This is a genomic window from Aeromicrobium marinum DSM 15272 (genome assembly GCF_000160775.2).
Taxonomy (GTDB): domain Bacteria; phylum Actinomycetota; class Actinomycetes; order Propionibacteriales; family Nocardioidaceae; genus Aeromicrobium; species Aeromicrobium marinum.
Map to the genome: position 1 here is coordinate 2,106,353 of NZ_CM001024.1, position 23,774 is coordinate 2,130,126.

21 protein-coding genes are annotated in these 23,774 nt (G+C 71.3%); 10 read left to right on the plus strand and 11 right to left on the minus strand.

Annotated elements, in window-relative coordinates:
• Genes HMPREF0063_RS10725 through HMPREF0063_RS10750 form a run of 6 tightly spaced genes read right to left on the minus strand, consistent with a single transcriptional unit; the run spans window position 1 to window position 5,702 of the window.
• Entirely contained in the window at window positions 1-840 is an 840-nt protein-coding gene (locus tag HMPREF0063_RS10725; protein WP_007078688.1) for an MlaE family ABC transporter permease, read from the minus strand.
• Window positions 840-1,613 carry an MlaE family ABC transporter permease gene (locus tag HMPREF0063_RS10730; RefSeq protein ID WP_007078689.1) on the minus strand — a complete coding sequence of 258 codons (774 nt, stop codon included), beginning with the start codon at window positions 1,611-1,613 and terminating at the stop codon, window positions 840-842. Before HMPREF0063_RS10730 ends, HMPREF0063_RS10725 begins: the two co-directional genes overlap by 1 nt.
• 58 nt (window positions 1,614-1,671) lie before the next feature.
• Entirely contained in the window at window positions 1,672-3,204 is a 1,533-nt protein-coding gene (locus HMPREF0063_RS10735; RefSeq protein WP_007078690.1) for an FAD-binding protein, read from the minus strand.
• On the minus strand, window positions 3,201-4,250 hold the full coding sequence (locus HMPREF0063_RS10740) for a ferredoxin--NADP reductase (protein ID WP_007078691.1): 1,050 nt from the start codon (window positions 4,248-4,250) through the stop codon (window positions 3,201-3,203). Before HMPREF0063_RS10740 ends, HMPREF0063_RS10735 begins: the two co-directional genes overlap by 4 nt.
• Window positions 4,243-4,542: a hypothetical protein gene (locus HMPREF0063_RS10745; RefSeq protein WP_007078692.1), complete on the minus strand. Its 300-nt coding sequence runs from the start codon at window positions 4,540-4,542 to the stop codon at window positions 4,243-4,245. The genes HMPREF0063_RS10740 and HMPREF0063_RS10745 overlap by 8 nt, the downstream gene beginning before the upstream one ends.
• Complete coding sequence (locus tag HMPREF0063_RS10750) at window positions 4,542-5,702, minus strand: 3-ketosteroid-9-alpha-monooxygenase, oxygenase component (protein WP_007078693.1); 1,161 nt, start codon at window positions 5,700-5,702, stop codon at window positions 4,542-4,544. The genes HMPREF0063_RS10745 and HMPREF0063_RS10750 overlap by 1 nt, the downstream gene beginning before the upstream one ends.
• 62 nt (window positions 5,703-5,764) lie before the next feature.
• On the opposite strand from HMPREF0063_RS10750, the gene HMPREF0063_RS10755 reads away from it, so the two are divergent.
• Genes HMPREF0063_RS10755 through HMPREF0063_RS10770 form a run of 4 tightly spaced genes read left to right on the plus strand, consistent with a single transcriptional unit; the run spans window position 5,765 to window position 10,715 of the window.
• The gene (locus HMPREF0063_RS10755) at window positions 5,765-6,949 is read left to right on the plus strand and encodes an acyl-CoA dehydrogenase family protein (RefSeq protein ID WP_007078694.1); all 1,185 of its coding nucleotides are present in this window, start codon (window positions 5,765-5,767) and stop codon (window positions 6,947-6,949) included.
• Between the two features lie 29 nt (window positions 6,950-6,978).
• Window positions 6,979-8,076 carry an acyl-CoA dehydrogenase family protein gene (locus HMPREF0063_RS10760; RefSeq protein ID WP_007078695.1) on the plus strand — a complete coding sequence of 366 codons (1,098 nt, stop codon included), beginning with the start codon at window positions 6,979-6,981 and terminating at the stop codon, window positions 8,074-8,076.
• The gene (locus HMPREF0063_RS10765; RefSeq protein WP_007078696.1) at window positions 8,073-9,680 is read left to right on the plus strand and encodes an AMP-binding protein; all 1,608 of its coding nucleotides are present in this window, start codon (window positions 8,073-8,075) and stop codon (window positions 9,678-9,680) included. Before HMPREF0063_RS10760 ends, HMPREF0063_RS10765 begins: the two co-directional genes overlap by 4 nt.
• 57 nt (window positions 9,681-9,737) lie before the next feature.
• Window positions 9,738-10,715: a YihY/virulence factor BrkB family protein gene (locus tag HMPREF0063_RS10770; RefSeq protein WP_007078697.1), complete on the plus strand. Its 978-nt coding sequence runs from the start codon at window positions 9,738-9,740 to the stop codon at window positions 10,713-10,715.
• On the opposite strand, the gene HMPREF0063_RS10775 is transcribed toward HMPREF0063_RS10770, so the two are convergent.
• Window positions 10,684-11,799, minus strand: coding sequence for an NAD(P)H-dependent flavin oxidoreductase (locus HMPREF0063_RS10775; protein WP_007078698.1), 1,116 nt, complete (start codon window positions 11,797-11,799; stop codon window positions 10,684-10,686). The two genes, HMPREF0063_RS10770 and HMPREF0063_RS10775, sit on opposite strands and share 32 nt — an antisense overlap.
• Window positions 11,789-13,429, minus strand: coding sequence for an acyl-CoA synthetase (locus tag HMPREF0063_RS10780; RefSeq protein WP_007078699.1), 1,641 nt, complete (start codon window positions 13,427-13,429; stop codon window positions 11,789-11,791). Before HMPREF0063_RS10780 ends, HMPREF0063_RS10775 begins: the two co-directional genes overlap by 11 nt.
• A gap of 47 nt (window positions 13,430-13,476) precedes the next feature.
• Here HMPREF0063_RS10780 and HMPREF0063_RS10785 point away from each other — a divergent pair, with 47 nt between their 5' ends.
• Window positions 13,477-14,277, plus strand: a complete 801-nt coding sequence (locus HMPREF0063_RS10785) for a crotonase/enoyl-CoA hydratase family protein (protein WP_007078700.1) — start codon at window positions 13,477-13,479, stop codon at window positions 14,275-14,277.
• Window positions 14,278-14,284: 7 nt separating this feature from the next.
• On the opposite strand, the gene HMPREF0063_RS10790 is transcribed toward HMPREF0063_RS10785, so the two are convergent.
• From HMPREF0063_RS10790 to HMPREF0063_RS10800, 3 genes are all read right to left on the minus strand, one after another.
• Window positions 14,285-15,307, minus strand: a complete 1,023-nt coding sequence (locus HMPREF0063_RS10790; RefSeq protein WP_007078701.1) for a TIGR03617 family F420-dependent LLM class oxidoreductase — start codon at window positions 15,305-15,307, stop codon at window positions 14,285-14,287.
• Window positions 15,308-15,374: 67 nt separating this feature from the next.
• A complete protein-coding gene (fadD8, locus tag HMPREF0063_RS10795) occupies window positions 15,375-16,931 on the minus strand; it encodes a fatty-acid--CoA ligase FadD8 (RefSeq protein WP_007078702.1) in 1,557 nt (518 codons plus the stop codon).
• Window positions 16,931-17,779 (minus strand): SDR family oxidoreductase, encoded by an 849-nt coding sequence (locus HMPREF0063_RS10800; protein ID WP_007078703.1) that lies wholly within the window; start codon window positions 17,777-17,779, stop codon window positions 16,931-16,933. Before HMPREF0063_RS10800 ends, fadD8 begins: the two co-directional genes overlap by 1 nt.
• A gap of 132 nt (window positions 17,780-17,911) precedes the next feature.
• Here HMPREF0063_RS10800 and HMPREF0063_RS10805 point away from each other — a divergent pair, with 132 nt between their 5' ends.
• The 5 genes from HMPREF0063_RS10805 to HMPREF0063_RS10825 all read left to right on the plus strand — a co-directional run bounded on the left by HMPREF0063_RS10805 (window position 17,912) and on the right by HMPREF0063_RS10825 (window position 23,120).
• Window positions 17,912-19,417, plus strand: a complete 1,506-nt coding sequence (locus tag HMPREF0063_RS10805) for an FAD-dependent oxidoreductase (protein ID WP_007078704.1) — start codon at window positions 17,912-17,914, stop codon at window positions 19,415-19,417.
• Window positions 19,414-19,869, plus strand: a complete 456-nt coding sequence (locus tag HMPREF0063_RS10810; RefSeq protein ID WP_007078705.1) for a nuclear transport factor 2 family protein — start codon at window positions 19,414-19,416, stop codon at window positions 19,867-19,869. The genes HMPREF0063_RS10805 and HMPREF0063_RS10810 overlap by 4 nt, the downstream gene beginning before the upstream one ends.
• A gap of 64 nt (window positions 19,870-19,933) precedes the next feature.
• Window positions 19,934-20,893, plus strand: coding sequence for a Zn-ribbon domain-containing OB-fold protein (locus HMPREF0063_RS10815; protein WP_007078706.1), 960 nt, complete (start codon window positions 19,934-19,936; stop codon window positions 20,891-20,893).
• Between the two features lie 8 nt (window positions 20,894-20,901).
• On the plus strand, window positions 20,902-21,954 hold the full coding sequence (locus HMPREF0063_RS10820) for a thiolase domain-containing protein (protein ID WP_007078707.1): 1,053 nt from the start codon (window positions 20,902-20,904) through the stop codon (window positions 21,952-21,954).
• Entirely contained in the window at window positions 21,951-23,120 is a 1,170-nt protein-coding gene (locus tag HMPREF0063_RS10825; protein ID WP_007078708.1) for a thiolase domain-containing protein, read from the plus strand. The genes HMPREF0063_RS10820 and HMPREF0063_RS10825 overlap by 4 nt, the downstream gene beginning before the upstream one ends.
• The last annotated feature ends 654 nt before the right edge of the window (window positions 23,121-23,774 follow it).

Here is a 23,774-nt window from a genome sequence, read left to right on the forward strand (position 1 = left end):
CTACCCCGTGATCCGGACCGTGGTCGTCGATCCCCAGATCGCGAACGTGAGGAAGAAGTCCGTCACCACGACGAACACGATCGAGGTGCGGATCGCCCGGCCCACGGCCCGACCGACCCCGGCCGGTCCGTCGGAGGCGGTGTACCCGTAGTAGCAGTGGATCAGGATGATCCCGACGGCCAGGACCGCCAGCTTGAAGAACGACCACAGGATGTCGCCGGGCGGCAGGAACTGGATGAAGTAGTGGTCGTAGGTGCCGGCCGACTCGCCGTAGATCAGGGTCGTGATGAGCCGGGGCGCCAGGTACGACGCCACCAGGGCGACGCTGTACAGCGGGATCACCGCGATGAACGCGGCGATCATCCGGGTGGTCACGAGGAACGGCAGGGACGGCACGCCCATGACCTCGAGGGCGTCGATCTCCTCGGAGATCCGCATGGCGCCGAGCCGCGCGGTGTAGCCACAGCCCACCGTGGCGGCCAACGCGATGGCGGCCACCAGCGGGGCCACCTCGCGGGTGTTGAAGTATGCCGAGATGAAGGCCGTGAACTTCGCGACCCCGATCTCGCTCAGCGCGGCGTAGCCGTTGAGGCCGACGCCGGTACCCGCGAAGAACGCCAGGAACGCGATGACGCCCACGGTGCCGGCGATGACCGAGATGCCACCGACACCGAAGACGACCTCGGCGAGGGTCTTGGAGATCTCCTTGCGGTACAGCCGCACGGTGCGGGGCGTCCAGGCCAGCGCCTTGACGTAGAAGATGAGCTGGTCGCCCAGCGTCTCGACCCGGCGGCGTCGCTCGGTGACGAACGCCCGTCCCATCTCGGTGGCCGCGCTCATCAGACACCTGCCTGGGGGACGATCTGGAAGTACAGGGCCGTGATGATCGCGTTGAGCAGGAACAGCAGCATGAACGCGAGGATGACCGCCTCGTTGACGGCGCGGCCCACACCACTGGGACCACCACCGGCCGTGAGTCCCTTGTTGGCCGCCACGATCGCGGTGAGGAACCCGAAGACCGCAGCCTTGACCATCGCCACGTAGACGTCGGGCAGGGTCGCGAGGGCCGCGAAGGACGACAGGAACGCGCCGGCGGACCCGCCCTGGACGACGACGGTGAAGAAGTACCCGCCCGCGATGCCCGCGGTGATGACGATGCCGTTGATCAGCAGCGCCACCGCGACCGTGGCCAGCGCCCGGGGGACGACCAGCCGTGCCAGGGGGTCGATGCCGAGCACCTCCATGGCGTCGATCTCCTCGCGGATCTTGCGCGCGCCGAGGTCCGAGCAGATGGCCGACCCGGCCGCGCCCGCGATGACCAGGGCCGCGGCGATCGGTGCGGCCTCACGCACCGTCGCGAGCACCGCGGTGGCACCGGCGAACGACTGCGCACCCAGCTGGCCCGTGAGGCTACCGACCTGCAGGGCGATGATCGCGCCGAACGGGATCGACACGAGGATCGTCGGCACGAGAGTGACGCTGGTGATGAACCACGCCTGCTCCACGAACTCGCGGGTCTGGAAGCGGGTCGTGAAGGTCAGCCGGAGCACGTCGATCGCCATGCCGGCGATCTGACCGGGTCCACGGAGCACCGAGGAGAGGCTCAACGCCATGTCTCCACCTCCGACTCCTGGGTCCCGGGGCGCCGACACCCGGGGCGGGCACGGACGGTCACGCGTTCAGCACGCCTTCAGCGGTGTAACGATTCGATGTGACCTGAGTTACATCCTGCCCCGCGCGGGTGGCGGCGTGGCGCCCGGCCCGTCGCCCGAAGAACGAGGCCTCGCCCAGCTGGGTGCCCGAGGCGTAGCCGCGTCCGTCGACCGCGATGTTCGACGCACAGGCGCCCGCGGCGTAGACCCCGGCCACGACGCTGCGGTCGTCGCGCAGGACCCGTCCGTCGTGGTCGACCCGCAGTCCGCCGCACGTGAAGCCGGAGTAGAAGCACCGGCCGGGCGTCAGGTCGTAGGCCCCGTAGGGCGGCTGGTCCAGCGGCACCACGTGCTCTGCGGCCTTGCGGAAGGCCGGATCGGCGCCGTCGCGGGCCGCCGCGTTGTAGGCGTCGAGCGTCTGCGCCAGGGAGCCCTCGGGCACACCGAGTCCTGCCTCCATCTCGGCCACCGTGTCCCAGCCGTCGACCAGCGGCTGCAGGCCGTAGGAGGGCTCGGCGATGTGGGCGGAGTCCAGGACGAGCCAGGCCTGCTGGTCGGGCTGGTCGAAGACGAACGCCGAGGTGCGCGAGTGGTAGGAGTCCTCGGCCACGAAGCGTTCACCGCGGTTGTTGACGCAGATGCCCTTGACCAGGTCGCCGGGCGGGTAGAACGGCGCGGTGAGGAACGCCTCCTCCATGTGGTCGGCGGCGCCCCCGACCGACTGGCCCAGCCGGATGCCGAGGCCGTCGTCGTAGGTGTTGCCCAGTGCCATGCCGCGTTCGAGCAGGGCCTCCAGCGGAGGCGCGAAGGCGTGCACCATGTCGGGATTCATGACGAAGCCACCGGCGGCGATGACCACCGCCCCGGCGCGGATCGCCCCGGACTCGCCGAAACGCTTCCAGGTGGCGCCCACGACCGTGTCGGCCTCGACGACCAGTGCCGTCGCTCCGGTCTCGTAGCGCACCTCGACCCCGAGGTCGTCCAGGGCCGTGAGGGCGAGCTCGAGCACCAGGGAGGCACCACCCATGTCGCCCTCGACCGGTGGCTTGTGACCTCGGGGGGCCGGCACGGCGATCTCGCAGAAGGGCCAGAGCTTCTCGTTGCCGCTGAACATCACGCCCTGCGTGCCCGGCTGGATCGCGGCCTTCTCGGGGTAGTAGGACCGCTCGAACTCGAACCCCAGGCCCTCCAGCCAGCCGAAGTGCTCGACGCTGTCCTCGCTGTAGACGCGGATCTTCTCGGGATCGCAGTCGGGAGCGACCGCGGCGAGGTAGGCCGCCATCTGCTCCGGGGTGTCCTCGAACCCGGCCGCCTGCTGCACCGGGGTGCCGCCGCCGAGGTAGAAGTGTCCGCCGGCCATGGCGGAGGTGCAGGACAGCCGGCCGCCCCGGTCGATGACCAGGACACGGGCGCCCGCCCGGGCGGCCTCGATCGCGGCAGCGGTACCGGCCATGCCCGCACCGACCACGAGCACGTCGACCTCGTCGGACCAGGCCGGGACGTCCCGTGCGGACACGACCTCGGGGATCTCGAGGGACTTCGGCGTCGTCACGAGTAGGTCACCCGGACCTTCTCGGACGCGGCGTCGCTCTGGCACGCCAGTCGGATGCCGTCGGCCAGGTCCTCTTCGTCGAGGACGTCGTTGTTCCGCATCGTCACGTCTCCCTCCAGCAGCCGTACCGCACACGCCGAGCACTCACCCTCACGGCACGAGAAGGGCGCCTTGACGCCGTTGCGCTCCAGGTGCTCCAGCAGGGTGGTGCCGGCCCTCCAGTCGGTGAACTCGTGCTGCTCGCCGTCGAGCTCGACCTGCAGGTGCGTCGCCGCGGCAGCCGGCGCGTCGTCGGCGACCGGCGCCACGGCGGGCGGCGCACCGATGTCGAACGGGTTGCCCCCGAGCGAGACGAACTTCTCCTGGTGCCGGCGCGAGCGGGGGAAGCCCAGCTCCTTCAGCGCGGCGACCGCGGCAGCCATGAACGGGGCCGGACCGCACACGAAGGCGTCCCACTCCGCGTGGGACCCGGCGAAGGCCTTCAGCTGGGCCTGGGTCGGCAGGCCCTGCACCGACTCCAGCCAGTGCACCACCTGCAGACGCTCGGGGTGCTCGGCCGCGAGGGCCGCGAGCACCGGACCGAAGATGACCGACCGCTCGTCGCGGTTGGCGTAGAACAGCACGATCCGGCCGGAGCCACGGGCCAGCGCGGTGCGCACGATGGACAGGACCGGCGTGATGCCGCTGCCGCCGGCGAACAGCAGCAGGTCGGCGTCCAGGTCGGCCGGCGTGAAGATGCCGCTCGGCGGCAGCACCCGCAGGCGGTCCCCGGCCCTGACGTGGTCACAGATCCAGTTCGAGGCGTAGCCACCGTCGGTCGGCTTGACGGTGATCGTCAGGGGGCCCTGGTCGACCGGTGACGACGACAGCGAGTAGCTGCGGGCGACGAGTCCGGTGCGGTCGCTGGGCACGGCGACGGTCAGGAACTGCCCCGGGGTGTAGCCGAACGACGCGGCGTGCTCGCCGGGATCGAGGACGACCGAGCGCGCGCCGGCGGCCTCCTCGACGACGTCGAGGACGTCGAGCTCGAAGGACCCCTCACTCATCGGGCGACCCCACGGGCAGCGCACCGTCGCGTGCAGCCGCCTCGATCGAGGCGGCGAGACGGGGGCACTCGGCGTGGACCGGCCGCCCCCCGGCCTGCGCCGCGAGCCGGTCGAAGGTGGCACAGGCGGCGACGGCCTCCCTGCTCCACTGGATCGACGTGTGGTGCTCGCTGTTCTTGCGGACCAGGACGCGGGCGGTGCAGTCGAGGCAGGCCACCTCGGCGAGCCGGGCCCGGGTGTAGAGGGCGCGGTCCTCGAGCGTCTCGGCGTGCAGCGGGACGATGTACGCCATCAGGCGTCGACCGACTCGGGGGCCTTGTCCTCCGTGGCCCGGTCCTCGGCCGCCTTGCGCGCCAGGTTCTCGGCCACCTCGGCCCGCCAGTTCTCGTTGGCCTTGGTGGTGTCGACCTCGAACTCGAAGCGCTCGGTCATCTCGGCGGTGACCTCGGCGCGGTCGACGTAGAACTGCTCGTACCAGCGACGCAGCTGGTAGACCGGCCCGTCCTCCTCGCACAGCAGCGGGTTCTGCACCGGCGCCTTGTTCTGCCAGATCGCGACGTCCTGCATGAAGCCGACGGTGAAGCTCTCGACGTACTTGTCGCCGATGTACGCCGCCGTGGCGTCGTCGACGCCGTCGGGCTTCTCGACGCACAGGCCGAACTGCAGCTTGAACGAGTTCGGTCCGGTCGGGATGTGGCAGTTGATCAGGATGACCTTGGTCAGGAAGCCCTGGTAGTCGGTGTCGAGCCAGTTGATCATGTACGACGGACCGAAGTAGGTGGCCTCGGACTTCAGGACCAGGTCCTCGTCGCCGTAGCCCTCGGCCTTCATGTCCGGGCGACCCGTCGACTCCATGAACTGCGTGGCCCGGTCGCCCTCGAACACGTTGCGGAAGTTCGTGGGGAAGGCGAAGTGGATGTAGAAGAAGTGCGCCATGTCGACGACATTGTCGATGATCTCGCGACAGTGGGCGTTGTCGACCTCCAGGACGTTCCAGGTCCAGTCGGTGTAGCGGTCGGTGCCGATGCCCTCCAGCACCGGGGGCAGGGCGTCGTGGTCGGCCGGACCGCCCTCGGGGTCGTGCCAGATGAGCAGCTGGCCGTTGCGGACGACGCTCTCGTAGCGCTGCGTGCGCGCGCGCAGCGGCACCCGCTTGGCGTACGGGATGGCCTTGCACTTGCCGTCGCCGCCCCAGCGCCAGTCGTGGAACGGGCAGGCGATCTCGTCGCCCTTGACCGTGCCCTGCGTCAGGTCGCCGCCCATGTGCCGGCAGTAGCCGTCCAGCACGTGCAGCTCGCCACTGGCGTCGGCCCACACGACGAGCTTGCCGCCGAAGGCCTCCACGCCGTGAGGAGCACCGTCGATGAAGTCACGCTCGAGCCCCAGGCAGTGCCAGCCCCGGGCGAACCGCTCGGGCACCGTACCGGCGTCCAGCGTGCGAGTCTCCGTCACGATTGCCTCCCATCATGTCGGTCCCGGTGGACCGAAACGAGAACACGTTATAGTTTTACCACATGCACGTCGCCCTGACAGCCGCCCAACTCCGACTTCGTGACGAACTGCGGGGCTACTTCGCAGAGCTCGTCACCCCCGAGCGGCGCGCCGCTCTCGCCGCCTCCTCCGGGGAGTTCGGCGACGTGGGCGTGTACAAGGAGGTCATCCGCCAGCTGGGCACCGACGGCTGGCTCGGCATGGGCTGGCCGAAGGAGTACGGCGGCCAGGAGCGCTCGATGGTCGACGAGCTGATCTTCACCAACGTGGCGGCCGTGGCGGGGGTCCCGATCCCGTACCTGACGCTCAACACCATCGGTCCGACGATCATGCGGTACGGCACCGAGGAGCAGAAGGACTACTTCCTCCCCCGCATCGTCCGCGGCGAGCTGCACTTCTCGGTCGGCTACTCCGAACCGGGCTCCGGCACCGACCTGGCCTCCCTGCGCACCCGCGCCGAGCTCGACGAGAGTGCCGGCCAGTGGGTCATCAACGGCCAGAAGATGTGGACCTCGCTGATCCAGTACGCCGACTGGATCTGGATGGCCTGCCGGACCGACCCCGACCTGCCGCGCCACAAGGGCCTGTCGATGATCCTCGTCCCCGCGGACGCCGAGGGCTTCTCCTACACGCCGGTCCAGACGATCGCCGGCGTCGGCACCAGTGCCACCTACTACGACGACGTGCGGGTGCCGGCCGAGAACCTCATCGGCGGCCGGGGCGGCGGGTGGGCGCTGATCACCAACCAGCTCAACCGGGAACGGGTGGCGCTGACGTCGTCGGCCCCCCTGGTGCACTCCATCGAGCTGGTGACCGACTGGGCCCGCGAGACCAAGGACGCCAGCGGTGTCCGGGTGATCGACCACGAGTGGGTCCAGATCCTCCTCGGCCGCGCCCAGGCGCGCACCGAGGCCCTGACCCTCATGGGCTGGAAGCTGGCGACGGAGATCGACACCCTCTCCCCCGCCGACGCGTCGGCCATCAAGGTCTACGGGTCCGAGCTGGCGACCGAGGTGTACCGCGCCCTCATGGAGGTCGTCGGTCCCGCCGCCGGCATCGCGGCCGACTCCAGCGGCGCGGTGCTCGGGGGCCGGCTGGAGCGGTACTTCCGGTCGTCGCTCGTCATGACCTTCGGGGGCGGCACCAACGAGATCCAGCGGGACATCATCGGGTACGTCGGTCTCGGACTGCCCGCGGCCAAGCGCTGACCCCCGACCACCACCACAGGAGCGCTGCCATGGACTTCACCTTCTCCCCCGAGGCCGACGACGCCGCCGCCCTGGCCGCGACGATCCTCGGCGACCACACCACGTCCGACCGCCTCGCCGCCGCCGAGGCCACCGGCCGACGCTTCGACCCCGTCCTGTGGAAGGCGCTGGCCGACGCGGGCCTGCTGACCCTCACCACCCCGGAGGACGACGGCGGTGCCGGTCTCGGGTTCGTCGAGCTGTGCCGGGTGCTGGTGGAGGTCGGACGCACCGTCGCGCCCGTGCCGCTGGCGACCAACGCCGTGGCCCGCCTGCTGGTGGTCGAGCACGGGACCCCCGACCAGCTGCGGACGCTGCACGCCGACCCCGCCGCGGTGACGACCTGTGCGGTCGCCGAGGAGCACGAGCACGCCCCGCGTCGTCCCACCACCACGGCTGCCCCCGCCGACGACGGTTGGGTGCTGACGGGCACCAAGTACCTCGTCCCGGCCGGCACCGTGGCCACCTCGTTCCTGGTCAGTGCCACCACGCCCGACGGTCCGGCCGTCCTCCTCGTGCACACCGGTGACACGGGTGTCTCCGTGGCCGAGCAGCGGACGAGTGACGGCGACGAGGCGGGGCTCCTCGAGCTGGACGCGGTCCGGCTGCCGGCCGACCGCCTCGTCGGAGGCGCCGGGGCCGCCGACCGTCTGCTGGACCTGCTCGCCGTCGCGACCTGCGCCCTGCAGCTGGGGATCACCGAGGGCGCGTTGGCGCTCACGGCCGAGTACGCCAGGACCCGCGAGCAGTTCGACCGGCCCATCGGGACCTTCCAGGCCGTCGCCCAGCGGCTGGCCGACGGCTACATCGACACCCGGTGCCAGGCCCTGACGCTGTGGCAGGCGGCCTGGCGGCTCGCCGAGCAGCTGCCCGCCGCCGAGGCCGTCGCGACCGCGACGCTGTGGGCCTCCGAGGCCGGGCACCGCGTCGCGCACACCACGGTGCACGTGCACGGCGGCGTGGGCATCGACGTCGACGGCGTGGCCCACCGCTACTACACGGCCGCCATGCGGTTCGGTGCCGTGCGGGGCGGGGGCACCGAGCAGGCCCTGCATCTCGGGCGGCTCCTGGCGGACGCTCCGGCGTGACCGTCCGGGACCTCCTGCTCGCGCGCGCCGAGACCGATGCCCCGGCCCTGCTGACCCACGACGGGTCGTGGACCTGGCGTGAGCTGGTGGTCGCGGCCGAGCAACGGTCCGCCGCGATCGCCTCGGTGCTCGACGCCGGGCGACCGCCGCACGTCGGCCTGCTGATGGACAACACGCCGGAGATGCTGCTGGGCCTCGCGGCCGCCGGGCTCGGTGGCCACGTCGCAGTCGGCGTGAACAGCACCCGTCGCGGTCAGGCGCTGGTCGACGACCTGCTCCGCGCCGAGGTGCAGGTGCTGCTCACCGACGCGACCCAGCGCGCGCTCCTCGACGGGCTCGACCTGCCCGGGATCCGGGTGATCGACACGGGGACCCCCGAGTGGACCACCCTCCTCGACTCCCCTCCCGCCCCCGCTGGCAGTGACGTTTCTGCCCCTGATCGGCCGGATTCGGGGCCGAAACGTCACTCCCAGCGGGGAGGTGAGGTGACGGGGGACTCGCTGTTCATGCTCATCTTCACCTCGGGCACGAGCGGCCGGCCCAAGGCGGTGCGCATCACGCACGCCAAGGTCACCGGCCCCGGCGCCTACCTGACCGAGCGGCTCGGTCTCACCGCCGACGACGTGCACTACGTCTCCATGCCGATGTTCCACTCCAACGCCGTCATGGCGGGGTGGGCACCGGCCCTGCGCAACGGCGCCGCCGTGGCCCTGCGGGAGAAGTTCTCGGCCTCGCAGTTCCTCACCGACGTGCGGCACTTCGGCGCCACCTACGCCTCGTACGTCGGCAAGCCGCTGACCTACGTGCTGGCGACACCGGAGCGCCCCGATGACGCCGACAACCCGCTGCGCCTGGTGTTCGGCAACGAGGCCACCGACCGCGACATCGCGGCGTTCGGCGCCCGGTTCGGCTGCCGGGTGATCGACGGGTTCGGGTCCACCGAGAACGCCGTCGTCGTGAGCCGCATCGAGGGAACCCCACCCGGTGCGCTGGGCTGGCCGGGACCCACCGTCGCCGTGCACGACCCGGAGACCGGGCTGGAATGCCCTCGCGCCACGTTCGACGACGCCGGCCGGGTCACCAACCTCGACGCCTGCGTCGGCGAGCTGGTCAACACCGCGGGCGCCGGCCAGTTCGCGGGCTACCACAACGACCCCGAGGCGACGGCCGAGCGGCTGCGCGGCGGGTTCTACTGGTCGGGCGACCTGGCCTACCGCGACGCCGACGGCTGGGTCTGGTTCGCCGGCCGCAGCGCCGCGTGGCTTCGTGTCGACGGCGAGAACCTCGCGTGCGCCCCGATCGAGCGGCTGCTGCTGCGTCATCCGTCGATCGACCAGGTGGCCGTGTACGCGGTGCCCGACGAGCGGGCCGGGGACCAGGTGGCGGCGGCGATGGTGCTGCGCGGTCCGCTGGGCCCCGGCGACCTCGAGACGTTCCTCGACCAGCAGCCGGACCTCTCACCCAAGGCACGGCCGCGGTTCGTCCGGGTCGTCACCGAGCTGCCCCGCACCGCGACGCACAAGATCCTGCACCGGGAGCTGACCGCGGCCGGCACGGCCGACGCGACCTGGGTCAGGGAGGAACGCGGCACCCGGTACGTCTGAGCCGGCCTGTTCCCGGTGGGGGCCCGGGCGGTGGCCGGGCCTCGTACCGTGGAGGCGATGACCGACACCTTCAAGGACCGCGCCGAGGACGTGGCGCGCAGGGTGCACGACCGGCTCCCCCGCCCGTGGCAACGCGCGTGGACGCTGATCGGCCGCACCGGACGTGAGGCGGTCGACGACCGGGTGCCCGGCCTGGCCGCGGAGATCGCCCTGTTCACGATGATCTCCCTGCCGGCGCTGATCCTGGTCGTCCTCGGTTCGCTCGGCTTCGTCGCCGATGCCCTCGGACCTGCGGGCGCCCAGGAGCTGAACCGGATCGTCTTCGAGCTGCCCCGGGGGTTCTTCTCGGACCGGGTCTACGCGTCGTACGAGAATCTCGCCACCCGGGTGCTGGCCGACGGCCGCGCCGATGTCATCTCCATCGGTGCGCTGCTGAGCCTGTGGACCGGGTCCCGGGCCACGAACCGGGCGCTCGAGACGATCACCATCGCCTACGACATCGACCGGCCCCGGCCGGGGTGGCGTCGCCGTCTGCTGGCACTCGGTCTGACCGTGGCCGGCCTGCTCGCCGCGATCGCGATCCTTCCGCTGCTGGTGCTCGGCCCCCGGGTGGTCGAGTGGCTCGCACCCGAAGCCGTCGCCTCCGCGACGCTGACGGTGCTCGGGGCGTTGTACTGGCCCGTGCTGGGCCTGCTGGCGATCACGGCCCTCGCGAGCCTCTACCACCTCGGGGTCCCCTGGCGGACGCCGTGGCGCCGCGACCTCCCCGGGGCGGCGCTGGCGATGATCGTGTGGCTGCTGGCCGCCGCCGGCCTGCGCGCGTACCTGGCCGCGACCATCGGCTCCGACGCGGTGTTCAGCCAGCTGGCCGTGCCGATCGCGATCGTGCTGTGGCTCTACGTCTCCTCCGTCGCCGTGCTGCTGGGCGCCGAGCTCAACGCCGAGATCGAGAGGATGTGGCCCACGACCGGCCTGCGGCCGGACCTCGGTCCGGGCGAGCCGCCTACTGCACCGGTGCGCCCCGCAGGGCGGTGAGCCGGTCGACGGTCTCCTCGTACTCGGCGACCAGGTCGGCCATGACGTCGGCCACCGAACGGACCTCGTTCATGGTGCCGACGATCTGACCCACCGGCATCGAGATCACGTCGGGGTCGCCGGCGGAGTTCATCCGGCTGTGCGCGTCTGACACCAGCAGGTTCTGCAGCGGCATCGGCAGCGGCTTCGGCGCGTCCTCGGCCTCCCATGCCTGCGTCCACCTGGTCTTGAGCAGCCGGGCCGGCTTGCCGGTGTAGACCCGCGTGCGCACCGTGTCGGCGCTGGACGCGCGCAGGAACGCCTCGGTCATGCCCTTGTTGGAGTTGAGGTTCTCGTACTCCTTCGTGGTCAACCAGACCGAGCCGTTCCACACCCCCTGGGCACCGAGGGCCATCGACGCGGCGATCTGGCGACCCCGCCCGATGCCGCCGGCGCCGAGGACGGCGACGTCCGGTCCGACCGCGTCGACGATCTCGGGGGTCAGCACCATGCTGGCGATCTCGCCGGTGTGACCGCCGGCCTCGTAGCCCTGGGCGATGATGATGTCGACGCCGTTGGCGACGTGGGTCATCGCGTGCTTGGCGGCACCGGCGAGTGCCGCCACCTGCACGCCGGCCGCATGGGCCTGCTCGATGACGTCCTTCGGCGGCGAGCCGAGCGCGTTCGCGATCAGCACGGGCCGGTGACTCAGGGCCACGTCGACGTGCGACCGGGCGACGGAGTGCAGCCAGCCGAGCACCCCGTCCCGCCCCTCACCCTCGGGCAGCGGCGGAACGCCCAGCTGCTGCAGGGTGCGCTCCACGAAGCTCATGTGCGCCTCGGGGATCATCGCCTGCAGGTCGACGGCCTTGCCCTCGGTGGGCACCGTCATCGGCATGACGACGTCGACGCCGTAGGGCTTGCCGTCGGTGTTGTCGTCGAGCCAGGTGAGGGTCCGGTCGAGCTCGGCGGGGTCGTTGAAGCGGACCGCACCGAGCACCCCCAGACCACCGGCGCGGGACACCGCAGCGGCGACGTGCTCGGACGGGGTGAAGGCGAAGATCGGGTACTCGATCCCGAACCGGTCACAGAGCTCAGTGCGCATCGACGTTCTCCTGGCTCGAGAGGCGGGCGGCCTCGGCGTGCTCCTTGGCGGCGGGGTAGTTGGCCTTGCCGGTGGCGCTGCGCGGGATCTTGTCGATGATCGCCACCGACCGCGGCAGCTTGTAGCCCGACAGCAGGGGCCGCAGGAACGCCCGGAGGTCCTCCAGCGTGGGGTGCGCGTCCGACCGGGGCTGCACGACCGCCGAGACCTGCTGGCCCCACCGGTCGTCGCTGAGGCCGACCACCAGCGCGTCGTACACGCCGGGGTGTCCCTTCAGGGCCATCTCGACCTCCTCGGGGTACACCTTCTCGCCGCCGGTGTTGATGCAGTTCGAGCCGCGGCCGAGCAACGTCACCTTGCCGTCGGCCTCGATCCGGGCGAAGTCGCCGGGGATCGCGTAGCGCACCCCGTCGACGTCGACGAAGGTCTTGGCGGACTTCTCGGGGTCGCGGTAGTAGCCCAGCGGCACGCTGCCCGACCGGGCGAGACGACCGACCTGACCGACCGCGGTGCCGTCGATCGGTCGGTTGTCGTCGTCGAGGACGACCGTCTCGGCGCCGAGGGCCACGACCGGGCCCTGGCCCTGGATGTTCTCGCTGTCCTGCAGTCCGGTGCCGGAGAACCCGGTCTCGGACGAGCCCACGGAGTCGGTGAAGAACGCGTTGGGGAAGGCCGCCATCCAGGTCTCCTTGACCGGGCGGCTGAAGATCGCGGCGCTGCTGGCGATGGCGATCAGCGAGCTGCCGTCGAAGCTGCCCGCCTGGTAGGCCTCGATCAGCGGACGCGCCATGGCGTCACCGGTCATGAAGATCAGCTGGACCTTCTCGCGGTCGACGATCTCCCAGGTGCGCACCGGGTCGAACTGCGGCTCCAGGATCGTCAGGTGGCCCGCGAACAGGTGCATCAGCATCGCCGCCTGGGCCCCGCCGTGCATCAGCGGGCTGAGCGGGAAGGTGACCATCGGGTCGCTGGTGCGCGCCGACTCGGACTGGGTGTACTCCTCGATGCGCTCACCGGACATGAAGTCGATGCCGCCGCCGAGCACCCGCCAGAAGTCCTCGTGGCGCCACATGACGCCCTTGGGGAAGCCGGTGGTGCCGCCGGTGTAGACGATGTAGAGGTCGTCGCCGCTGCGCTCGCCGAAGTCGCGGTCGGCGCTCTGGCCGGCGAGGGCGTCGTCCCAGGAGATCCCGCCGTAGCCGGCGATGTCGGCCGCGTTGTCGGGGTCGGTCGGGTCCGGCATGGCGACGACCGTGGTGAGCCCGGCGTGCTGGGGGGCGACCTTCGCGACCAGGTCGGCGTAGGTGCGCTCGTGCAGCAGGGCCACCATGTCGGAGTTGTCGATGAGGTAGTTCAGCTCGCCCTCGACGTAGCGGTAGTTGACGTTGATCGCGACGGCGCGGATCTTGAAGATCGCGAGCAGGGCGACGACGTGCTCGATGCTGTTCTTGGCGTAGATCCCCACGTGGTCGCCGTGGCCGACGCCACGCGACGCGAGGAAGTGCGCCACCTGGTTGGCCTGGCTCTCCAGCTCGGCGTAGGAGGCCTTGCGGCTCCCGACCTGCAGGACGGGACGGTCCGGAACGACGTCGACGGCGTGCTCGAACAGGTCAGCGATATTCAGTGCCATGCGCCCAAGACTAGAACACGTTCTCGTTTTTGACTACGCTCTCCCCCATGTCGGAAACGAAGAACGCACCCCACTGCCTGGTCGAGCTGCACGGACGGACCCTCGTGGTCACCATGAACCGTCCGGAGGCGCGCAACGCGCTCTCAGGCGAGATGTTGGAGATCATGAGCGACGCCTGGGACCGGGCGAACTCCGACCCCGAGGTCCTCGTCGTGATCCTCACCGGCGCCGGGGGCTACTTCTGCGCCGGCGCAGACCTGAAGGCCATGTCGTCGTCCGCGCCGAGCGACAAGTTCGAGTCCGGCGAGTTCGACCCCGCCCGCATCAAGTCGCTGCTCAAGGGGTTCCGCCTCACCAAGCCGCTCATCGCCGCGGTCGAGGGTCCCGCGATCGCCGGCGGCACCGAGATCCTGCAGGCCACCGACATCCGGATCGCGGGCGAGTCGGCCCGTTTCGGTGTCTCCGAGCCCAAGTGGGGCCTGTACCCGCTCGGCGGATCGGCCGTGCGCCTGCCGCGCCAGCTGCCCTACACGGTGGCGGCCGACCTGCTGCTGACCGGCCGGCACGTGAAGGCACCCGAGGCCAAGGAGATCGGCCTGATCGGTCACGTGGTGCCCGACGGCGAGGCCCTGGCCAAGGCCCACGAGATCGCCGACGTCATCGCGGCGAACGGCCCGCTGGCCGTCCAGGCCGTGCTGAAGACCATCCGTGACTCCGAGGGCAAGCACGAGGACGACTGCTGGGCGGCCGACGCCGCGGTCGGCGCCGCGGTGTTCGCGTCCGAGGACGCCAAGGAGGGACCGCGCGCCTTCGCCGAGAAGCGCAAGCCCGACTTCCAGGGCCGCTAGGCAGGCGTCAGCTCGACGCCGCCGCCGCAAGGTCCAACGCGAGACCGTCGGCAGGCTGGTAGGGCATCGACAGCGTCACCCGGTCCACCAGGCCGGCGAACCGCTCACGCAGCGCGGCGCCCGCGGCGGACACCTCTCCGACCACGGCGAAGGTGTTCAGCACCTCGTCGTCGATGAGGTCGGCCAGCTCGGCCCACCGGCCGGTCTTGGAGAAGGTGTTGGCCTCCTCGTGCAGGTCGCCCCACCCGTGGTGGTCCAGGACGGGCCGGTAGGCAGGTGTCGAGGCGTAGAAGCCGATCTGCTTCCGCGTCCCGGCGATCGCTGCCGCCAAGGCCTCCTCGGTGTGGCCGGTGGCGACCATGGCCATCGTGGTCGTGGCGAAGGAGTGGTCCGGCCGGCCCGAACGGGCTTCGGTCAGCTGCGGGACCATGACCTCGGCCAGGTAGCGGCGCGAGATCAGGGGATGGCAGATGATCCCGTCGCCCACGGTCCCGGCCGTCCTGACCATCAGCGGCCCCACGGCGGCGATCCAGACCCGGGGCGAGTCGAAGCCCAGCGGGCCCGGGTTGAACAGCGGCGGCATCAGGGTGTGCGAGTAGAAGTCACCGCGGAAGTCCAACGCCTCGCCGGTCTGCCAACAGTTCCAGATGGCGCGCAGTGCCTCGACGTACTCCGCCATCCGCTTCGCCGGCTCGGACCACGGCATGTCGTAGCGGCGCGTGATGTGGGCCTTGATCTGAGATCCCAGGCCCAGGATCGAGCGGCCGCCCGCAAGCTGGTGCAGGTCGTACGCCGAGTAGGCCATCGACATCGGCGTCCGGGCGAACGCGAGCGCGATGCCCGAGCCGATCTCCAGCGTCCGGGTGTTCGCGGCCGCCATGGCCAGGGTGATGAACGGGTCGTGATGACCTTCGGGCACGAACAGCCCGCCGACGACGCCCCGGTCCTCGGCCTCCCTGGCCGTCACGCCACCGAGGGCGGGGCTGCCGTGGAAGGCCATGTCGATCGCCAACGGTGTCTCGTCGGTCATGCCGGTCTCCTCATCATCGTCATCGGGCGTGTCGACCGGCCATCCCCCGACCCCGCGGGCCGCGACGTCAGAACTGGGCGCGAAGGGCCTTCTTGTCGGGCTTGCCCAGGGCCGTCAGGGGAAGGGAGTCCACGACGACGACCTGCTTGGGCGACTGCACCGAACCCTTGCGCTCCTTGACCAGCGCCTGGATCTCCTGGGTCACCCGCGCGATCGACTCGTCGTCCCGCGGCTCGTCCGGCCGCAGCACCACGACGGCCGTGACCGCCTCACCGAACTTGTCGTCGGACACGCCGATGACGCCCACCTGCGCGACCGCCGGGTGCTCGCCGATGACGTCCTCGACCTCCCGGGGGAACACGTTGAAGCCGCCGGTCACGATCATGTCCTTGATCCGGTCGACGATGTACCAGAACCCGTCCTCGTCCTCGCGGGCCACGTCACCGGTGTGCAGCCAGCCGCCGCGGAACGCCTCGGCGGTCTCCTCCGGCTTGTTCCAGTAGCCACCGGCCAGCACCGGTCCGGCCACGCAGATCTCGCCCGGCTGCCCCTGCTCGACCGGCTGCCCGTCCTCGCCGAGCAACGCCGTGCGCAGGAACGCGCTCGGCCGGCCGCAGCTGGCGAGCCGCTCCGGGGTGTGGTCGGCCTTGGCGAGGTACGTGATGACCATGGGGCACTCGGACTGTCCGAAGTACTGCGCGAAGATCGGACCGAACCGGTCGATCGCCTCCGCCAGACGCGTGGGGTTGATCGCCGCGGCGCCGTAGTACACGGTCTCCAGGCTCGACAGGTCCCGGGTGCGGGAGTCGGGGTGGTCCATCAGCGCGTACAGCATGCTCGGCACGAGCATCGTCGCGGTGATCCGCTCGGCCTCGATCGTCCGCAGCACCTCGGCGGGGTCGAAGCGCGGCAGCACCACGAGGCGACCGCCCTTGGCCACGGTCGGCGCGAAGAACGCGGCGCCGGCGTGCGACAGGGGCGTGCAGATGAGGAAGGTCGGCGCCTCCGGCCACTCCCACTCGGCCAGCTGCACCTGGGTCATGGCCGCGATGCTCGACGCCGTGCCGATGACGCCCTTGGGCAGACCCGTGGTGCCGCCGGTGTAGGTGATGCCGACGACGTGGTCGGGGTCGAGGTCCTTCGCCACGAGCGGTGAGGCGTCGTACGTCGCGGCCTGCGCCGCGAGGTCGTCGATGGTGACCACGGTGGTGAGCGTCGGCACCTTCTCCTTGAGCGCCTCCGCCCGCTCGAGGAACATCGGCACGTTGTCGACGATGAGCGCGGTGGCCCCGGCGTCGGTCAGCACGTAGGCATGGTCGTCCAGCGAGCCGAGCGGGTGCAGCGCCGTGCGCCGGTACCCCTGGGTCTGACCGGCACCGATGAGGAACAGCACCTCGGGACGGTTGGCGGCCAGCAGGCCCACCCCCGCCCCCGAGCCGGCGCCCAGGTCCTCCAGCGCCCGGACGTAGCGGCTCATCTGGTCGGCCATCTCCTGGCCGGTGATGCTGCGGTCGCCCAGCGTCAGCACCTGGGCGTCGCGGTGCCGCCGCAACGAGTGCATCAGCATCTGGCCCGAGTGTGGCCCGTGCCGGAGCTCGGCGTCGGTGGCCCGTCCGCCGGTCATCAGCGAGCCCCCCGTCCCGGGCCCTTGACCCGCGGGTGCTCGTCGAAGTCGACCGCGTCGCCGTCCTCCGGGCCGGTGGACTTGATCGTCACCCCGCCGTCGACGTCGAGGATCGTGCCGTTGATGTAGGACGCGGCGTCGGAGGCGAGGAACAGGGCGGCGTCGGCGATGTCGTCGTGGGTCCCCCAGCGCCGCAGCGGCACCCCCTGGGTGATGCGCTCCTTGATGCCCGGGTTGGTCGCGATGACGTTGTCCATGCCCCACGAGTTCTCGATGGGGCCGGGGCTGATGCCGTTGACCCGCACGCCGGCCGGACCCCACTCGATCGCCAGCACCTTGGTGAGCATGTTGACCGCCGACTTCGCCGAGCACACGTGGCTCTGGAACGGCAGGGGCTTGACGGCCTCGGGAGCGGTGATCGCGATGAGCGACGCTCCCGGCCTGGTCAGGTGCTCGAAGCTGGCGCGGTAGAGGTTGAAGGTGCCCAGCAGGTCGATGTCGACGACCGACTTGAACGCGTTGGCCGACATCCCGAGCGCGGGGGCGTAGAAGTTGCCGGCCTGGCCGGCGACGACGATGTCGATCCCGCCGAAGGCGTCGGCGGTCTCCTGCATCGTCTCGGCCACCCGGTCGTAGTCACGCACGTCGGCGGGCAGGCCCAGCGCCTCGCCGCCGGAGTCGCGGATCTCCTGCGCGGCCGAGGCGCAGCGGTCCTCGTCGCGACTCATCACGACGACCCTGGCGCCCTGCTCGGCGTAGCGCTTGGCGATCGCGAGGTTGAATCCGCGCGTCCCGCCGGCCACGTAGGCGACCTTGCCCTCGAGGATGTTGGTGCCGAAGACCGTCATGCGGTGTCCTTCTGTCGTCCGGTGGTGTCGGTCCCACGAGTGGAACACGTTCTAGTTTGGCATGGTGCCACAGCCCGCGGAAGGGCAGCGGAGAAGGTAGAACGTGTTCCATTTCTTCCCTATGGTGTCCGCATGACGTTCGACGTGGTCGTGGTGGGTTCCGGCGGGGGCGCGCTCGTCGCCGCCCACCTCGCGCAGAAGGCAGGCCTGTCCACGGTCGTGCTGGAGCGGACCGCGATGGTCGGCGGCACGTCGGCCTACTCCGGCGGTGCGTGCTGGCTGCCCGGGTCGGCCGTGCAGCGCCGGGCCGGCATCGACGACTCCACCGCGTCGGCGCGGGAGTACCTGGAGGCCCTGCTCCCCCGCCCGCTGTCGCCGCTGGTCGAGGTCTTCCTCGCGGAGGCGCCCCGTGTCGTGGAGCGGCTCGAGGCCGACGACGCATTCGCGTTCGAGTGGCTGCCGTTCCCCGAGTACTTCGACGCGCCCGGCCGCGTGACGATGGGACGTTCGATCCAGCCCGTGGCCGTCCGGCGCGACGAGCTGCCGCCGGAGGTGGCCGACCTGGTGCGCCCGCCGGTCGAACGCGACCGGGCCGGGACCGCCGGGCGCCGCACCCTCACGGGCGGCCAGGCCCTCGTGGCCCGCGCCCTGCACGCCTTCCTGCGGGACGGGGGAACGGTCCTCACCGGACACCACGTGACCGGCTACGTCGTCGAGGACGAGGTCGTCGTGGGTGTCGAGGCGACCGGCCCCGACGGGCCCACCCGGGTGCACTCGCGTCGGGGCGTGATCGCCGCGGCCGGAGGGTTCGAGGGCAACCCGCGGCTGCGTGCGGCCCACGGCGTACCCGGGGACGCCGCCTGGACCATGGCGCCGGCCGGCACGAACGCCGGGGAGCTGCTCGAGGCCGGCATAGCCCTGGGCGCCCGGGTCGACCACCTGCAGCACGGCTGGCTCTGCCCCGGCCTCGAGCAGCCCGACGGTCACGGCTCCTTCACGCTGGGCTTCCGCAGCGGCGTCATGGTGGACGGCCGCGGTCGCCGGTACGCGAACGAGTGCCTGCCGTACGACCGCTTCGGCGACGCCATGGCCGCCTCGCCCGACCGGGTCCCGTCGTACCTGGTCTTCGACTCCCGCGAGGGCGGCCGGCTGCCCGCCATCGCGATGCCCGAGGGCGAGCCGGCCGAGCACCTCGCGGCGGGCACCTGGCTGCGCGCCGACACCCTCGACGAGCTCGCCGAGCAGCTCGGGATGCCGGACCTGGTCGGCACCGTCCAGCGGTTCAACGGCTTCGCGGCGACGGGCACCGACGAGGACTTCGGCCGCGGGGCCGACGAGTACGACCGGTTCTTCGCCGGCGGCGACGGACCCAATCCGGCCCTCGTGCCGCTGGACACCCCGCCGTACCTCGCCGCCCGGTTCGTCCTGTCCGACCTCGGCACCAAGGGCGGGCTCGTGACCGACGAGCACGCCCGGGTCCTGCACGAGGGCGGCCGGCCGATCCGCGGCCTGTACGCCACCAGCAACAGCGCGGCCTCGATCTTCGGGCCCGTGTACCCCGGTCCGGGCGCACCGCTCGGCAAGGCGTTCGTCTTCGCCGCCCGGGCCGTCGACCACCTCACCCAGGAGAAGCCATGATCACGTCCGACGCCGTCGTCTGGAACGCCCCGAACGACCCGCACCCGGCCCGCGCCGCCTCGCAGCGCTCGTACTCCGCCGTCGCCCGCGGCGACCTGGACGAGTGGCTGACGGTCTACGCCGAGGACGCGGTGATCGAGGACCCGGTCGGACCGTCGATGTTCGACGCCGAGGGTCGCGGCCATCACGGGCACGACGCGATCCGTGCCTTCTGGGAGCAGGCGATCGCCCCGATCGACGCGTTCGAGTTCACCATCACCGACTCGTTCGCGAACCCCGGCAGCAACACCTGCGCCAACGTGGGTCGCATCCGCACGACCTTCGCCGACGGCTCGTTCAGCACGACCGATCTGGTGATGGTCTACACCGTCGGCGACGACGGCCGGGTGGCGTCGATGCGCGCCTTCTGGGAGCCGGAGCGCGCGATGGCCACGTTCACCCCCGCCGGGTGAGCACCTCCTGCCCGGATCGCGGAATCCCCTTGCCGCCAAAACTAGAACGTGTTTCACTTTGTCCGTGAACCAGCCAGGCACCCTGCACGCCCCCTTGAACGTCGAGTTCGACTACACCCGGTCCCTCGGACCGACGCTGTCGGACTTCATGTCCGGACTCCGCAACCGCCAGGTGCTCGGCGGCGTGCTGTCGGACGGGTCCGTCGTCGTCCCGCCGCCGGAGTACGACCCGCACACCCTGGAACCGGTGACCGAGATGCGCCGCGTCGCCGACGAGGGCGTCGTGCAGAGCTGGGTGTGGGTCTCCGAGCCCGTCCGTGACCAGCCCCTCGACCGCCCGTTCGCGTTCGCCCTGATCGTCCTGGACGGGGCCGACCAGCCGCTGCTGCACGCCGTCGACGCCGGCTCGCCCGACCAGATCTCCACCGGACTGCGCGTCCGCGCCCGCTGGGCCGAGGAGACGGCCGGGGCGATCACCGACATCCGGTGGTTCGAGCCGCTGGGCACCGAGCCCGCTCCGGCGACCGACGCCGGCACCGCCGAGCCCGTGACTGGCATCGTCTCGCCGGTGCGTCTGGCCTACGACTACGCAGCATCGCCCGAGGAGTCCGCGTTCTTCCGTGGTCTCGCCGAGGGCCGGATCCTGGGTCAGCGGTGCCCCACGTGCCACAAGGTCTACGTGCCGCCGCGCGGCGCGTGCCCCGTCGACGGGGTGCCCACGACCGACGAGGTCGAGCTGCCCGACCACGGGACGGTCACCACGTTCTGCATCGTCAACGTGCCCTTCCTCGGGCAGAAGATCGAGCCGCCGTACGTCTCGGCGTACGTGCTGCTCGACGGCGCCGACATCGCCTTCCTCCACCTGATCCTGGGCGTCGACGCCGCCGACGTGCGGATGGGCCTGCGGGTCAAGGCGGTCTGGAAGCCCCGCGACGAGTGGGGCACCACGATCGAGAACATCAGCCACTTCGAGCCGACCGGGGAACCCGACGCCGGCTTCGAGACCTACCAGCAGCACCTCTAGGAGACGGCATGAGAGACGTTGCGGTCGTGGGCTTCGCCCAGCGGCAGATGAAGGAGTTCGACGGCTCCCCCACCTGCGTGGAGCTGTTGGTGCCGATCTTCGCCGAGCTGTTCGAGCAGACCGGCTGGACGAAGGACGACATCGGCTTCTGGTGCTCGGGCTCCAGCGACTACCTGGCCGGACGGTCGTTCTCGTTCGTGTCAGCCGTCGACGCGATCGGCGCCCTGCCGCCCGTGATGGAGTCGCACGTCGAGATGGACGCTGCCTGGGCGCTGTACGAGGCCTGGGTCAAGATCCAGACCGGCGAGGTCGACAGCGCCCTCGTGTACGGCTTCGGCAAGGCCTCGGCGGGCACCCTGCGCCGGACCATGACGCTGCAGCTCGACCCGTACACGTTGACCCCGCTGTGGCCCGACGCCGTGTCGATGGCGGGCCTGCAGGCGCGCCTCGGACTGGACCGCGGCCTGTGGGACGACCGCGCGATGGCCGACGTGGTGGCCCGCTCGATGAACGACGCCGACGAGAACCCCTGGGCGATCCGGAAGGGCAGGACCACCGTGGAGGACGTGCTGGAGCAACCCCTGTTCGCCGACCCGTTGCGCCGATGGGACTGCGCGCCCGTCAGCGACGGCGCCGCCGCCATGGTCATCGCCGCGACCGGCAAGGCCGAGACGGCCGACTCCGGGGCGGCGTGGATCTCCGGCTTCGAGCACCGGGTCGACCCCATCGCCCTCAATGCCCGCGACCTGACCGACTGCCTGAGCGCCCGGTCCGCCGGTGCGGCGGCGGGCTCGGCCACCGTCGACACCGCAGAGCTGCACGCGCCGTTCTCGCACCAGGAGCTGGTGCTGCGTCGCGAGCTGGGGCTCGGCGACGACGTCGTCGTCAACCCGTCGGGCGGTGCCCTGACGGCCAACCCGATGTTCTCCTCCGGGCTCGTGCGGATCGGCGAGGCGGCGAAGCGGATCTGGGCGGGCGACTCCGGCCGGGCTCTCGGGCACGCGACCTCGGGGCCGGCACTGCAACAGAACCTCGTGTGCACGATGGAGGCGACCCAATGAGCCCCGTGCTCGCCGCCGTGGTCGGCGTCGGCCAGACCCACCACCGCGCCAAGCGGGAGGACGTCAGCATCGCCGGGCTCCTGCGGGAGGCGGTCGACCGGGCGCTGGCCGATGCCGAGCTGACCTTCGCCGACATCGACGCGGTCGTGGTGGGCAAGGCCCCCGACCTGTTCGAGGGCGTCATGATGCCCGAGCTGTACCTGGCCGAGGCGCTCGGCGCCGCCGGCAAACCGCTGCTGCGGGTGCACACCGCCGGGTCGGTGGGCGGCTCCACCGCGATCGTCGCGGCCTCGCTCGTCGAGGCCGGCGTGCACGAGCGCGTCCTCACCGTGGCGTTCGAGAAGCAGTCGGAGTCCAACGCGATGTGGGCGCTGTCGCTCGCGGTGCCGTTCATCATGCCGGTGCACGCCGGCGCGGGTGGCTACTTCGCCCCGCACGTGCGCTCGTACATCCGGCGGTCCGGCGCGCCGACGCACATCGGCGCGATCGTGGCGGCGAAGGACCGGCAGAACGCGCTCAAGAACCCCTACGCGCACCTGAAGAACCCCGACACCACGGTCGACACGGTCCTGGCCTCGCAGATGCTGTGGGACCCGATCCGCTACGACGAGACCTGCCCGTCGTCCGACGGTGCCTGCGCCATGGTGATCGCCTCGGAGTCGGCCGTCGAGAAGTCCGGCATCAGCAACCCGGCGTGGATCCACGGCACCCAGATGCGCAGCGAGCCCACCACGGCGGCCGAGCGCGACCAGGTGAACCCGCACGCGGGTCGGGAGGCCTCGGCCGCGCTGTGGAAGCAGGCCGGGATCACGTCGCCCGTCGACGAGATCGACTGCGCCGAGATCTACGTGCCGTTCTCGTGGTTCGAGCCCATGTGGCTGGAGAACCTCGGCTTCGCCGAGCCCGGCGACGGGTGGAAGCTCACCGAGGCCGGGGAGACCCGCATCGAGGGGCGCATCCCGGTCAACATGAGCGGCGGCGTGCTGTCGTCGAACCCGATCGGCGCCAGCGGGATGCTGCGCTTCGGTGAGGCGGCCCTGCAGGTGATGGGCGAGGCCGGCGAGCACCAGGTGGACGGCGCGCGCAAGGCGCTCGGCCACGCCTACGGCGGCGGCTCGCAGTTCTTCGCGATGTGGGTCGTCGGCGCGGACAAGCCCACCCACTGAGGTTCGCCTCGCTCCGCTCCGCGGTCGCCAGGGAGCGCAGCGACCGTGAGGGCGAAGCCCGAGGCGACACCCGCGCAAGGTTCGCCTCGCTGCGCTCACGCCCTCGCAAGCTCGGGCTGGCGAACACCGAGCGGCCGTGGTCGCCAGGGAGCGCAGCGACCGTGAGGGCGAAGCCCGAGGCGACATCCGCGTGAGGTTCGCCTCGCTGCGGCGGAGCCCGAGGCGACCCCCACGCAAGGTTCGCCTCGCTGCGCTCACACCCTCGTCCCTCGGGCTGGCGAACACCGAGCGGCCGCGGTCGCCAGGGAGCGCAGCGACCGTGAGGGCGGAGCCCGAGGCGTCCCCCACGCCAGGTTCGCCTCGCTCCGCTCACGCCCTCGTCCCTCGGGCTGGCGAACACCGAGCGGCCGTGGTCGCCAGGGAGCGCAGCGACCGTGAGGGCGAAGCCCGAGGCGACACCCACGCCAGGTTCGCCTCGCTGCGCTCACGCCCTCGTCCCTCGGGCTGGCGAACGCATGGTCGCGACCGTGAGGGCGAAGCCCGAGGCGACACCCACGCCAGGTTCGCCTCGCTGCGCTCACGCCCTCGTCCCTCGGGCTGGCGAACGCATGGTCGCGACCGTGAGGGCGAGCGTCCCTCGGGCTGGCGAACACG